Below are 11,666 nucleotides of genomic sequence, written 5' to 3'. Positions count from 1 at the left end.
CCCGGCTTGTCATGCCTTCTCGGTTGTGAGCCATGCCGCCAGCCCGAGGTACACGAGCCCGCTCCCGACGTCCAGCCGCCGCCGTGCGCGTACCGACTGGCGGACCCGGCCGGCCAGGGCCGAGGCGAGCATCGCGTACGTGCCGTCGGAGGCCATCCCGAGCAGGATCCACACCGCGCCGAGCAGGAGGATCTGCGCCGCGATGGGCCCGGCCGCGGGATGCACGAACTGCGGCAGGAACGCGAGGAAGAAGATGGCGGTCTTGGGGTTGAGCACGTTGACCACGAAGCCCTCCCAGAACAGCCGCCGCTTCGACTGGACCTTGAGCTCGATCGCCTCGCCGCCGTCGCCCCCGCGCATCAGCTTGCGTACGCCGAGCCAGAGCAGGTAGGCCACGCCCGCGTACTTGACCACGGTGAACGCGGTGGCCGAGGCCGAGATCAGGGCGCTGATGCCCAGCGCCGCCGCGGCTACGTGGACGAGGGAGCCGGTGTGCACACCGAGCACGGAGATCAGGCCCGCGGACCGGCCTTGGGCGACGCTCCTGGTGACGATGTAGAGCACCGCGGGCCCGGGCACGATGAGCAACCCGAGCGTGGCCACGCAGAAGACGGCGAGCGTCGTGATTTCCGGCATGGGGCCATCGTAAATACGGCGTCAAAGGCTTTCCGTGAGCGCCGACAGGAGCGCTTCGACGGCGGGCGGGTGGGGCGGCTCGCCGTAGACGGCGGCGTACACGTGCCTGGTCGAACCGGGCACCCGGGCGACCTCCACCTCCGGATGGCGGTGCGCGGTGAGCGCGAGCCCCGGCAGCATGGTCAGCCCCAGCCCGGCCGCCACCAGCGCCTGCACGGCCACGATGTCGTCGCTGGTGAACGAGATGCGCGGCTCGAACCCCGCCTTGTCGCAGATGTCGAGCAGATGGCTGCGGCACCGGTCGCACCCGGCGATCCAGGACGACTCGGCGTGCCCGGCGAGCTCGCCCGGCGGTGCGCTGGACACCAGGTAGCTGGGGTCGTCGAGGAGGTGCACCATGTGGATGCCGTTGTCCTCGGGGGCGGTGTCGTCGTAACGGAACATCACCGCCACGTCCACCCGCCCGGCGCGCAGCAGCCGCAGCGCCTCGGGCGGCTCGGTCTCGGTGAGCTGCAGGCGCAGCCCGGGGTGCGCGCCGGCCAGCAGCCGGGCCGCCTTCGGGATGAACGTGCCCAGCGCCGAGGGGAAGGCGGCCAGCCGCACCCGGCCGGAGCGCAGCCCCACGTGCGCGGCCAGTTCCTCGGCGGTGGCGTCGAGCCGGCCGATGATCTCCGCGGCCCGTTCGGCCAGCAGCCGGCCCGCCTCGGTGAGCCTGATGCCGCGCCCGGCGCGCTGGACGAGCTTGGCCCCGGTCTCGGCCTCCAGTCTGGCCAGGTGGTGGCTGACCGAGGGCTGGGAGTAGTGCAGTTCCTTGGCCGCCGCGGTCAGCGAGCCCTTGCGGGCCACCGCGACGAGGACGCGCAGGCGTACGACGTCGAGCATTCATCAATCATATCTATCGATCAACCAGAGAACTTCTGTTGGACCTATCGGTCGGAACGGAGGAGCGTAGGGAGAGAAGGAACAACCGCTGCAGCTCCAGGGAGAAGCCCATGAACCTGGCCTCCACGACCGTCCGACCCGGACTGGACGTCCTGGTGCGCGGCGTGTCCAGCATCGCCGCCCGCCGGCTCGCCCGCCGCGAGAGCGCGCTGGCCGTGGCCGCGTTCCTGCGCGAGCACCTGCCCGCCCTCGACATCCTCACCCCGCAGGAGCGCGCGGGCTCACCCGACGGGTACGTCTCCCACGTGCTGCACGCCGAGGAGGACTTCTCGATCGTGGCCGTCGTCTGGCGGCCGGGCCAGGACACGGTGATCCACGACCACGTGTCGTGGTGCACGTTCGGCATCCTCAGCGGGATCGAGCACGAGACCCTCTACCGGGACAAGGGCGACCACCTCGTGGAGATCGGCCGGGTCGACAACCGTCCGGGGGAGGTCAGCGGGTTCGCGCCGCCCGGGGACATCCACAAGGTGCGCAACACGAGCGACGAGGTCGGCGTGTCCCTGCACATCTACGGCGCGAACGTGGCCAAGCTGGGCAGCAGCGTGCGCCGCGTCTACGACCTCCCCGTCAGGTAGCCGCCTCACCCATCCCGAGCCATCCTGGGCTGCCCTGACCTGTCCGACGGCCGCCGGGGCGGCGCCATACGGCCGCGCAGATGAGAAATTTTATTTGCGCAAATTTATTTTCGCTTCTATGGTGGTGTCATGGCGCCCACCGAGAAGACCCACCGCGTCAAGGACCTCGACACGCTCAAGGCCCTCGGCCATCCGCTGCGCATCCAGCTCTACCGCGCGCTCTCCGTCGCGGGCACGGCCACCGCCTCGCAGCTCGCCGACCAGGTCGACGAAGCCGTGTCGCTGGTCAGCTACCACCTGCGCAAGCTGGCCGCCCACGGCATCATCGAGGAGGCGGAGGGGCGCAGCGGGGATGCCAGGGAGCGCTGGTGGCAACCGGTGTCCACGGTCATCACCACCAAGGACGAGGACTTCGACGCGCCCGAGCGCGCCGCCGTGCACACCGCCGTCTCGCGGGTCTACGCGCGCCAGCGCAGCGAGCTTTACGAGCGCTACCTCGACGAGAAGCAGGCCTGGCCCGCCGACTGGCGCGGCGCGGCCTTCGCCTCCGAATACCTGCTCCGGCTCACGCCTGCCGAGCTGGAGCGGCTGAAGGAGGAGCTGGACGAGGTCGTGGTGCGGTGGCGGCGGCATGGGCTCGCGGCCCGTGAGGCGGGCGACACGGAGGGGCGGGAGAACGTGGCCGTGCACGCGAACGGCTTCCCGTTCCGTGCGTAGGACTTACTCGAACGTTGTGGAGGAGGGGAAGGGATGTATCCGGACTTATATCTGTATGTCGAACGGGCGAGGGGCCGGGAACTGCGGGCGGAGGCCGAGCGTCAGCGCCAGTGCCGTAGGGACAGGGGCGATTCGCTGGTCCGCGGGCTGGAGAAGCGTCTGGGCTGGGTGCTGGTGGAGGCGGGCCTGCGGCTCGTGCACCGCCGCGCCGTCGACTACTGATCGCGCCGTCAATCATCCAGCCCGAGCTGATGACGTCTGGCCGTCGCGTCCATGACGGCCCAGTGCTCGACGATCCTGCCGTCCCGTACGCGGATCATGTCCAGGCCGCGCACCTCGTACTGGCGGCCTGAGGCGGTGTGGGTGCCCCGGCTGAGGTAGAGGTTGGCCGACCTCTCCTCGTCCGAGACGTTCTGTTCGACCGTGACCGACAGGTCGTGGAAGCCCGTCTCGCCCGATCTCATCAGCTCCCACTTCTCCCGCCACGCCCGCAGCCCGTGGTGGTCTCCCGCGGCTCCGCCCCGGTGGTCGATCACGTCGGGGTCGATGAGGGCGAGCGCCTCGTCCATCTGCCCGGTGGCGAGCATGTGGGGGTAGAGCTCGACGATCCGTCGATGTACCTCTCCCGCGGTCGTCATCCTGATGTGCTCCTCGGCTAAATGGGGAACTCCCCGTTTCGGTGTCGCCGCTACACTAAACGGGGAAGTCCCCACTTAGCAAGGAGCACGATGCCACGTCCTCTGCGGGCGGACGCGCAGCGCAACCGCGACCTGCTGCTGGCCGCGGCCGCCGACGTGTTCGCCGAGCGCGGCGCCGACGCGCCGATGGACGAGGTCGCCCGCCGCGCCGGGGTCGGGAACGCCACGATGTACCGGCATTTCCCGACCCGTTCCGACCTGCTGGCCGCCGTCTACGCCGACGAGGTGGCCCAGCTCCGCGCGAGCGCGGAGTCATTGCGGGCCGCCGGATCTCCGGGGGAGGCGCTGCACGCGTGGCTGCGGCTGTTCATGGACCACCTGACCACCAAGCGCGATCTGGCCCTGGCCGCGACGGACGACACGGCCCTGCACGCCGCCTGGCACCGCACCATGATCGAGGCCGCCTCCATGTTGCTGGAGGAGGCCGGACAGGCCGGCCTCGTCCGGGCCGATCTGGACGTACGCGACCTGCTCACGCTGGTCAGAGGCATCACCCTGGCCACCACCGACCGCGAACAGGCCGAACGCCTGCTGTCGCTCGTCGACTGGAGCGCCTGACCGGACGCGGGTGGAATCAGCCGGCGGGTCAGCCGGTAAATCCAGCCGGTGGGTCAGCTGATGGGATCAGCCGGTGAAGGCGGTGCGATGGTCGTGGGCCCAGGTGCGGAAGGCGCGCGGCGGGCGTCCCAGCGCCAGCTCCACGTCCTGCGTGAGCCGGGCGTTGCCGCCCTCCGCCACCAGCCTGGCCCCGTTGACCGCGATCTCCGCGAAGTCCGCGCCGACCCCGGCCCCGAGCAACTGCTCACGGTACGTCTCCAACGGCACGTCGACCGTCGCCAGCGCCCGCCCCCCGACCGTCTCCTCCAGCACCTTCACCATGTCGGGGACGCTGAGCAGTTCGGGCCCGGTCAGCGTGAGCACACCCCGCACGCTCTCCTCCGACGACGTCAGCGCCCGTACCGCGACCTCGGCCACGTCCAGCGGATCGATGACGCCCTGCCTGCCGTCGCCGCTCATGTTGGGGATCGGCTCGCCCGCCAGGATCCGCGGCGCCCAGCCCAGCGTGTTGGAGGCGAAGCTGGACGGCCGCAGCGCCGCCCACTCCAGGTCGCTCGCCCGCAGCGCCTCCTCGCCGGGCAGATGCCAGTCGCCGACCCTGGCGCCCGCCCGCTCGCCGGTGCCGATGGCCGACACCTTCACCACCTTCCGCGTCCCGGCGGACCGGGCCGCCGCGAGCATCGCCTCGTCATGCCGCACCACCCAGGGGCCGGGCGCGCTGAGCAGGAAGACGCTCTCGACGCCGCGCACCGCCTCGGCCAGGGAACCGGGCTCCTGGAAGTCCCCCCGCACCACCTCGACAGCGGGAAACACGATCTTCGACGGCTCCCGCGTCATCGCCCGCACCCGCTCACCGCGAGCCGCCAGCGACCGGACCACCTCACTGCCGACGGTGCCCGTGGCACCCGTTACCAGAATCATGCCGACCAGCGTGCCCGCCCGCCCACCAGCCCTTATAGGAAGTTTCGGCACACTCGGCCGCCTCGCCGGGCGGATAGCGTGAGGGGCATGAGCGCCGAGGTGACAGTGCCGGAGAGACTGAGCGGGCTGGTGAGCGAAGTGACCGTCCTGGCGGCGGACGGCCGCGGGCCCGGTCAGCCCCTCGTGCACCTTCCCGACGCCGGCACCAGCCTGATCTTCCGTACGACGCCCGCCGGGCGGGGTGACCTGCTGGTGATCGGGCCGCGCACCCGGGCCTCGTACCACGTCGGCAAGGACCTGCCGTTCTGCCTGCGGCTGCGCCTGTGTCCCGGCGCCGCCCGGCCCCTGCTCGGTGTGCCGGTGAGCGAGCTGGTCGACCGGGTGTCCGGCCTGGAGGAGCTGTGGGACGGCTCGACGGCGGCACTGACGGACGCGCTGAGGGAGGCCGGGCGTGATCCCCGGCGCGTTCTCGCCCGGCTCGGAACGGCGCTGGCCGAGCGGATCGAGCGCAGGTCCGCCGGGGACGTGACCCGGGGCGAGCTGGTACGAGCCGCCGCCGAGGCCCTGGACGGGCGGACGGGCAGGCGTGAGCCGGTTCCCGCCATCGCCCGGCGGCTGGCCGTCAGCGAGCGGCACCTGCGCGGCCTGTTCGAGGACGGCGTCGGCCTGCCGCCCAAGCGCTTCGAACGCATCGGCCGCGTACGCGAAGTGCTGGCGCGGGGCGGCCGGCGCCGCCAGGGGTGGGCGCAGGTGGCGGTGGCGAGCGGCTATTACGACCAGTCGCACATGGCGGCCGAGTTCCGCCGCCTGATGGGCGTCACCCCCGTGGCCTTCTTCGCCGGCCGCCTCCCCACCCTGCACACCTGCTGAGCCGCCGCACAACGCCCCCCACGCCTGCTGAAACCGCCCGGAGCTACACGCCCAGGGCCGAAGGAAGGCTCAGCTCGTTCAGGAAGAGCGCCTCGGTGGTCGCCACCTTGCGCAGCTCCTCCAGATCGACCCGCTCGTTGGGGGCGTGGATGGCCGCCTCCTCGTCCTCGGCCCCGAACAGCAGGATCTCCGCCGCGGGGAACTGCTTGAGCAGCGTGCTGACCAGCGGGATCGACCCGCCCGCGCCCACGTCGCGCGGCGGGCGGCCGAAGGCGCGCTCCATGGCCCGGTTGAGCGCCGCGCGGGCCTTGCCGCCCGAGTCGGCCTGGAAGCCGGAGCCGACCGTGAAGTCGCCGAACGACACCTGCACGCCCCAGGGCGCCACCTGCCGCAGGAACTCCACGATGGCGTTCACCGTCGTCTTCGGGTCGCCGGCCGGAGGCACGCGCACGGTCACCCGCGCCCTGGCGGCGGGCTGGACGGCGTTGATCGCCCCGGACACCGTCGGCACGTCGAGGCCGGTGACGGTGATCGCGTACGACGACCAGAGCCGGTCGGCCAGCGAGCCCGAGCCCACCAGCGACACCCCGTCGACGACCCCGGCCGTCCTCCTGAACTCCTCCTCCGACGGCCCGTGTCCGAGGAAGGAGCCGCGCGGCAGGCCGGGCACCCGGATGTCGCCGTTGTCGTCGTGCAGCGAGGTGAGCATGCGCATCAGCGCCGCCAGCGCGTCGGGCGCCGCGCCGCCGAAGGAGCCGCTGTGGACGGCCTCCCGCAGCGTACGGACCTCGACGGTGAATCCGGCCATGCCGCGCAGCGACGTCGTGACCGCCGGGTCGCCCACGCGCGGGTTGCCGGTGTCGGCCACCACGACGGCGTCGGCCCGCAGCAGGTCGGGGTTGCGCTCGACGAACGCCTCCAGCCGGTCGCCGGCGTATTCCTCCTGGCCCTCGATGATCACCTTGATGCCCACGGGGAACTGCCCGTGGAAGGCGCGCAGGGCCGTGACGTGGGAGATGACGCCCGACTTGTCGTCGGCGCAGCCCCGCCCGTACAGGCGGCCGTCGATCAGCGTCGGCTCGAACGGCGGCGTACGCCATGCGGCCGGGTCCCCCGCCGGCTGCACGTCGTAGTGCGCGTAGAGCAGGACGGTGGGCATGCCGGGAGGCGCCGGCGCCTCGCCGAAGACGGCGGGAAAGCTGCCGTCGACGGGCACCTGCTGCACCCGCGGCAGCCCGGTGGAGCGCAGCAGTTCCTCCGTCATGGAGGCGGCGGCGAAGACGGGCTCCTCCGGATGACCGGGAAAGGCCACGGACGGTATGGCGGCGAACCGTCTCAGCTCCTCGATGGCCTGGGGCATCGCGGCGGAGACGGCGCTCTCGATCTGATCAGGAGTCACGGAGGGTCCCCCGGGGGTCGTTCTCAACAGTGCACAGTTGTTCACAGGAGTTAACAGCAGTTTGTCTCATTGCATCACAACGGGCCCTGCGCTGTGGAAACGGGATCCGGCAGGCGGGACCACGTGCGTCAATGTACCTGCGGATTTCGTTGCCGTTACAAAGGGGTTCTGCGGATCTCGATTTTCTTGCATAGTGCTGCGACCGATTCGCTTGGCAAGGTGCCCGTGAGCAGGCAGACTGTGGGAAGTTCAGACACGAGGGAAGATAACCATGACGCAGCCGGAACACGACGTCCTCAAGGCCGCGCAGGACAACCTGTGGTTGCACTTCACCAGGCACAGCGCCTACGACACGTCCGAGATCCCGACGATCGTGCGGGGCGAGGGATCCTACGTCTACGACATCCACGGCAAGCGCTACCTCGACGGTCTGGCGGGGCTCTTCGTGGTCCAGGTGGGCCACGGCCGCCAGGAGCTGGCCGAGGCCGCCGCCAAGCAGGCCCAGGAGCTGGCGTTCTTCCCGCTGTGGTCCTACGCCCACCCCAAGGCGGCCGAGCTGGCGCAGCGCCTGGCCTCCTACACCCCGGGCGAGCTGAACCGCGTCTTCTTCACCACCGGCGGCGGCGAGGCGGTCGAGACCGCCTGGAAGCTGGCCAAGCAGTACTACAAGCTGGTCGGCAAGCCGCTCAAACACAAGGTCATCAGCCGCCAGATCGCCTACCACGGCACCCCGCAGGGCGCGCTGTCGATCACCGGCATCCCGGCGTTCAAGCAGATGTTCGAGCCGCTGGTGCCCGGATCCGTGCGGGTCCCCAACACCAACCACTACCGTGCCGACGAGATCACCGGCGTCAAGGGCATGACGCCCGAGGAGTACGGCATCTGGGCCGCCGACCGGGTGGCCCGCGCGATCGAGATGGAGGGCCCCGACACGGTGGCCGCCGTCTTCGCCGAGCCCGTGCAGAACGCCGGCGGCTGCTTCCCGCCCCCCGACGGTTACTTCCAGCGCCTGCGTGAGATCTGCGACGAGTACGACGTCCTGCTCGTCTCCGACGAGGTCATCTGCGCCTTCGGCCGGCTGGGCACCATGTTCGGCGGCCAGAAGTTCGACTACGTCCCCGACATCATCACCTGCGCCAAGGGCCTGACCAGCGGTTACTCGCCCATCGGGGCCATGATCGCGCACGAGCGGCTGTTCGAGCCGTTCAAGGACGGCGACACCATGTTCGCCCACGGCTACACCTTCGGCGGGCACCCCGTCTCCTCGGCCGTGGCCCTGGCCAACCTCGACATCTTCGAGCGCGAGGACCTGCTCGGCCACGTCACCAGGAACGAGCCGGTGTTCCGCCAGACCCTCGACGACCTGCGCGACCTGCCGATCGTCGGCGACGTGCGCGGCGCCGGCTACTTCTGGGGCATCGAGCTGGTCAAGGACAAGACCACGAAGGAGACCTTCGACGCGGCCGAGTCCGAGCGGCTGCTGCGCGGGTTCCTGTCCAAGGCGCTGTTCGACGCGGGCCTGTACTGCCGCGCCGACGACCGCGGCGACCCCGTCATCCAGCTGGCTCCGCCGCTGATCGCGGGCCAGAAGGAGTTCGACGAGATCGGCTCGATACTCCGCGGCGTGCTCACCGAGGCGTGGGCACGGCTGTGACACCCCTTAATCCGGTACGACGGCGTGCCGGTTCCCGAAAGGATCCACCGCAATGAAGATCGGCGTTCCCGCCGAGGTCAAGAACCACGAGTATCGTGTCGCCGCCACCCCGGCCGGCGTGCACGAGCTGGTGCGTCACGGGCACGACGTCACCGTTCAGCGGGGCGCGGGCCTGGGCTCGCAGATCCCGGACGAGGAGTACCTCGCGGCCGGTGCCAAGGTCCTCGACAGTGCCGACGCCGTGTGGGCGCAGGCCGACATGGTGCTCAAGGTCAAGGAGCCCATCGCCGAGGAGTACCACCGGCTGCGCGAGGGGCTGGTGCTGTTCACGTACCTGCACCTGGCCGCCTCCCGCCCCTGCACGGACGCGCTGCTGGAGGCGCGTACCACCGGCATCGCGTACGAGACCGTGCAGGTCGGCCACTCGCTGCCGCTGCTGGCCCCGATGTCGGAGGTCGCCGGGCGGCTGGCGCCGCAGGTGGGCGCGTACAACCTGATGCGCTTCAACGGCGGCAGGGGCGTCCTGCCCGGCGGCGTCCCCGGCGTGGCGCCGGCGAAGGTGGTCGTGATCGGCGGCGGCGTCTCCGGGCTGAACGCCGCCCAGATCGCCGTCGGCATGGGCGCCGAGGTGACCGTCCTCGACACCAACATCGACCGGCTGCGCTTCATCGACGCCGTCTACCAGGGCCGGCTCAAGACGCTCGTCTCCACCTCGTACGCGATCGAGCAGGAGGTCCTCCAGGCCGACCTGGTCATCGGCGCGGTGCTCATCCCCGGCGCGAAGGCCCCGACGCTGGTCTCCAACGACCTGGTCGCACGGATGAAGCCGGGCTCCGTGCTCGTCGACATCGCCATCGACCAGGGCGGCTGCTTCGAGGACTCGCGCCCGACCACGCACGCCGAGCCGACGTACAAGGTGCACGAGTCGGTCTTCTACTGCGTGGCCAACATGCCGGGCTCGGTGGCCAACACCTCCACCTACGCGCTGACCAACGCCACCCTCCCGTACGCGGTCAAGCTGGCCGACCTGGGCTGGCGCGACGCGCTCAAGGCGGACGCCGGGCTCGCGGGCGGGCTCAACACGCACGACGGGCGGCTCACCAACGAGCCGGTCGCCCAGGCGCTCGGGCTGCCGTACACGCCGGTCGCCGAGTTCGTCTGACTCCGCGGCCTGCCCTCTGTCGCAGGCCCGGCGCGACGGCTGCCGGCCGAGCGCTGGTCCAGCCGGCGGCCGCCGGCCGAGTGCGGGTCCAGGCGGGTTCTGCCGGCTAGTGCAGGCCCAGCCGGCGGCGCAGGTCGCGGGCGGTGGTCAGGACGTGCTGCAGCTCGCCGGGGCTCGGCCACGGCGCGCTGCCCGGCCGTACCAGCGTGCCGCGTACGGACGCCAGGTGCTCGACCGCGCTCTCGTGCACCCCGCTCCGCTCGGCCAGCCAGGCCAGCACGTCGGACAGGTCGTGCAGCGGCCGGGTCACCACGTCCCACGTGCTGAGCACCTCCGCGAGCTCCGCCGCGACCAGCGGGACGCCGCCTCCTCGGGCGGTGGCGGCCGCGGCCAGCTCCGCCCTGGCGGTCAGCTCCGGTTCGGCCGGACGGTCCCAGGCGGGTGGCGGGGGGTCCGACAGCCACTCCTGCGCCTCGCCGTGCTCGCCGGCCACCGACAGCAGCCCGCCCAGCTCGACGGCGGCACCGTGGTGTCCCGCCCGCGCCGCCTGCCGGAACCAGTGCCGGCCGCCCGCCAGGTCGCCGAACTCGGCGATGAGCAGCAGGCCGTAGTTGAAGGCCGCCTCGGCGTCTCCGCCGGCCGCGGCCCGGCCGAACCAGTGGCTGGCCGCCGCCGTGTCGCCCAGCTCCACGCAGACGAACCCGGCCATCCGCTGGTCCTCCGCCCGCCCCGCCCCGGCCGCCTGCTCGAACCAGCCCCGCGCGGTACGCAGGTCGCCCCGCGTCAGCGCGATCCCGCCGAGCCGCGAGGCCGCGCCGGGATGCTCGCTCCTGGCCGCCAGCCGGTAGTACGCCTCGGCTCCCTCGGGGTCGCGGCAGGCGTGCAGGTAGAGGCCCAGGTAGTAGGCCGACTCGGCGTGCCCGCCCCTGGCCGCGCACTCCCACCAGCGCACGGTCTCCGCCTCCTCGCCCGCGCAGTAGGCCAGGAAGCCCAGGTCGTGGGCGGAGGCCGCGTCGCCGTCCGTGGCCGCCCTGCGGTGCCACTCGCGCGCCAGGCCCAGCTCGCCCGCGTCCTCGCACATCAGCGCCAGCCTGCGGGCGGCCCTCCTGGAGCCCGCCTCGGCCGCGCTCTCGTACCAGACCCTGGCCGCGCCGGCGTCGCCGCGCTGCTCCAGCAGGAGCGTGGCCAGGTTCGTCGCGGCCTCGGCGTCACCGGTGCTGGCCGCGGCCTCGTACCAGGTGACGGCGTCCTCCAGGCTGCCGTGCATCTCGTGCCAGATGCCCAGGTTGTACGCGCTGTCGACGCTGCCGCCGGCGGCGGCCCGCTCCCACCACATCCGGGCGGCCGCGCGGTCGCCGTGCTGGGCGTAGAGCCGGCCGAGCCGGTGCGCCGCCTGCGCGTCACCCGCCCGCGCGGCGGCCAGCAGCTCGGGTACGTCTCCCGCGCGCGGCGCCGGTACGGCCGGCACCGCCGCCTCTCCTTGCCAGGACATGGCGACAGAGTGGCACGTGATCGCCCGATCGCGAACCGT

At 71.8% G+C, this 11,666-nt stretch carries 13 protein-coding genes; 7 read left to right on the top strand and 6 right to left on the bottom strand.

Features of this window, described 5'->3' with window-relative positions; genetic code table 11:
* Nucleotides 1-9: 9 nt before the first annotated feature.
* Entirely contained in the window at nt 10-636 is a 627-nt protein-coding gene (locus OIE67_RS39795; RefSeq protein ID WP_326630215.1) for a LysE family translocator, read from the bottom strand.
* Between the two features lie 21 nt (nt 637-657).
* Nucleotides 658-1,518: a LysR family transcriptional regulator gene (locus OIE67_RS39790; RefSeq protein WP_326630211.1), complete on the bottom strand. Its 861-nt coding sequence runs from the start codon at nt 1,516-1,518 to the stop codon at nt 658-660.
* A 110-nt stretch (nt 1,519-1,628) separates the two neighbouring features.
* Between OIE67_RS39790 and OIE67_RS39785 the strand changes: the two genes are divergently transcribed.
* From OIE67_RS39785 to OIE67_RS39775, 3 genes are all read left to right on the top strand, one after another.
* Nucleotides 1,629-2,156, top strand: coding sequence for a cysteine dioxygenase family protein (locus tag OIE67_RS39785; RefSeq protein WP_326630209.1), 528 nt, complete (start codon nt 1,629-1,631; stop codon nt 2,154-2,156).
* A gap of 129 nt (nt 2,157-2,285) precedes the next feature.
* The gene (locus OIE67_RS39780; RefSeq protein ID WP_106236803.1) at nt 2,286-2,873 is read left to right on the top strand and encodes a winged helix-turn-helix domain-containing protein; all 588 of its coding nucleotides are present in this window, start codon (nt 2,286-2,288) and stop codon (nt 2,871-2,873) included.
* A gap of 33 nt (nt 2,874-2,906) precedes the next feature.
* Complete coding sequence (locus OIE67_RS39775) at nt 2,907-3,095, top strand: hypothetical protein (protein ID WP_326630207.1); 189 nt, start codon at nt 2,907-2,909, stop codon at nt 3,093-3,095.
* Nucleotides 3,096-3,103: 8 nt separating this feature from the next.
* Here OIE67_RS39775 and OIE67_RS39770 read toward each other — a convergent pair whose 3' ends face one another.
* On the bottom strand, nt 3,104-3,511 hold the full coding sequence (locus tag OIE67_RS39770; protein WP_326630205.1) for an ester cyclase: 408 nt from the start codon (nt 3,509-3,511) through the stop codon (nt 3,104-3,106).
* Nucleotides 3,512-3,601: 90 nt separating this feature from the next.
* On the opposite strand from OIE67_RS39770, the gene OIE67_RS39765 reads away from it, so the two are divergent.
* Nucleotides 3,602-4,129 carry a TetR/AcrR family transcriptional regulator gene (locus OIE67_RS39765; RefSeq protein ID WP_326630203.1) on the top strand — a complete coding sequence of 176 codons (528 nt, stop codon included), beginning with the start codon at nt 3,602-3,604 and terminating at the stop codon, nt 4,127-4,129.
* Between the two features lie 66 nt (nt 4,130-4,195).
* Here OIE67_RS39765 and OIE67_RS39760 read toward each other — a convergent pair whose 3' ends face one another.
* A complete protein-coding gene (locus OIE67_RS39760; protein ID WP_326630201.1) occupies nt 4,196-5,050 on the bottom strand; it encodes an NAD(P)H-binding protein in 855 nt (284 codons plus the stop codon).
* A gap of 87 nt (nt 5,051-5,137) precedes the next feature.
* Between OIE67_RS39760 and OIE67_RS39755 the strand changes: the two genes are divergently transcribed.
* Nucleotides 5,138-5,920: a helix-turn-helix domain-containing protein gene (locus OIE67_RS39755; RefSeq protein WP_326630199.1), complete on the top strand. Its 783-nt coding sequence runs from the start codon at nt 5,138-5,140 to the stop codon at nt 5,918-5,920.
* A gap of 43 nt (nt 5,921-5,963) precedes the next feature.
* Here OIE67_RS39755 and OIE67_RS39750 read toward each other — a convergent pair whose 3' ends face one another.
* Entirely contained in the window at nt 5,964-7,319 is a 1,356-nt protein-coding gene (locus OIE67_RS39750; RefSeq protein ID WP_326630197.1) for a dipeptidase, read from the bottom strand.
* Between the two features lie 271 nt (nt 7,320-7,590).
* Here OIE67_RS39750 and OIE67_RS39745 point away from each other — a divergent pair, with 271 nt between their 5' ends.
* Nucleotides 7,591-8,973: an aspartate aminotransferase family protein gene (locus OIE67_RS39745; RefSeq protein WP_326630195.1), complete on the top strand. Its 1,383-nt coding sequence runs from the start codon at nt 7,591-7,593 to the stop codon at nt 8,971-8,973.
* Between the two features lie 52 nt (nt 8,974-9,025).
* Nucleotides 9,026-10,135, top strand: a complete 1,110-nt coding sequence (gene ald, locus OIE67_RS39740; RefSeq protein ID WP_326630193.1) for an alanine dehydrogenase — start codon at nt 9,026-9,028, stop codon at nt 10,133-10,135.
* Between the two features lie 106 nt (nt 10,136-10,241).
* Here the strand turns inward: ald and OIE67_RS39735 are convergent, their stop codons facing one another.
* Nucleotides 10,242-11,627 carry a tetratricopeptide repeat protein gene (locus OIE67_RS39735; protein ID WP_106236819.1) on the bottom strand — a complete coding sequence of 462 codons (1,386 nt, stop codon included), beginning with the start codon at nt 11,625-11,627 and terminating at the stop codon, nt 10,242-10,244.
* Nucleotides 11,628-11,666: the final 39 nt, after the last annotated feature.

This window comes from Nonomuraea fuscirosea, from assembly GCF_035917475.1.
In the GTDB taxonomy this organism is placed as follows: Bacteria; Actinomycetota; Actinomycetes; order Streptosporangiales; family Streptosporangiaceae; genus Nonomuraea; species Nonomuraea fuscirosea.
This window is presented reverse-complemented; position numbering and strand designations above follow the sequence as displayed.

Coding starts and splice junctions, on each gene's coding strand:
- OIE67_RS39795 (WP_326630215.1), bottom strand. CDS start 636: ATGCCGGAAATCACGACGCTCGCCGTCTTCTGCGTGGCCACGCTCGGG.
- OIE67_RS39790 (WP_326630211.1), bottom strand. CDS start 1,518: ATGCTCGACGTCGTACGCCTGCGCGTCCTCGTCGCGGTGGCCCGCAAG.
- OIE67_RS39785 (WP_326630209.1), top strand. CDS start 1,629: ATGAACCTGGCCTCCACGACCGTCCGACCCGGACTGGACGTCCTGGTG.
- OIE67_RS39780 (WP_106236803.1), top strand. CDS start 2,286: ATGGCGCCCACCGAGAAGACCCACCGCGTCAAGGACCTCGACACGCTC.
- OIE67_RS39775 (WP_326630207.1), top strand. CDS start 2,907: ATGTATCCGGACTTATATCTGTATGTCGAACGGGCGAGGGGCCGGGAA.
- OIE67_RS39770 (WP_326630205.1), bottom strand. CDS start 3,511: ATGACGACCGCGGGAGAGGTACATCGACGGATCGTCGAGCTCTACCCC.
- OIE67_RS39765 (WP_326630203.1), top strand. CDS start 3,602: ATGCCACGTCCTCTGCGGGCGGACGCGCAGCGCAACCGCGACCTGCTG.
- OIE67_RS39760 (WP_326630201.1), bottom strand. CDS start 5,050: ATGATTCTGGTAACGGGTGCCACGGGCACCGTCGGCAGTGAGGTGGTC.
- OIE67_RS39755 (WP_326630199.1), top strand. CDS start 5,138: ATGAGCGCCGAGGTGACAGTGCCGGAGAGACTGAGCGGGCTGGTGAGC.
- OIE67_RS39745 (WP_326630195.1), top strand. CDS start 7,591: ATGACGCAGCCGGAACACGACGTCCTCAAGGCCGCGCAGGACAACCTG.
- ald (WP_326630193.1), top strand. CDS start 9,026: ATGAAGATCGGCGTTCCCGCCGAGGTCAAGAACCACGAGTATCGTGTC.
- OIE67_RS39735 (WP_106236819.1), bottom strand. CDS start 11,627: ATGTCCTGGCAAGGAGAGGCGGCGGTGCCGGCCGTACCGGCGCCGCGC.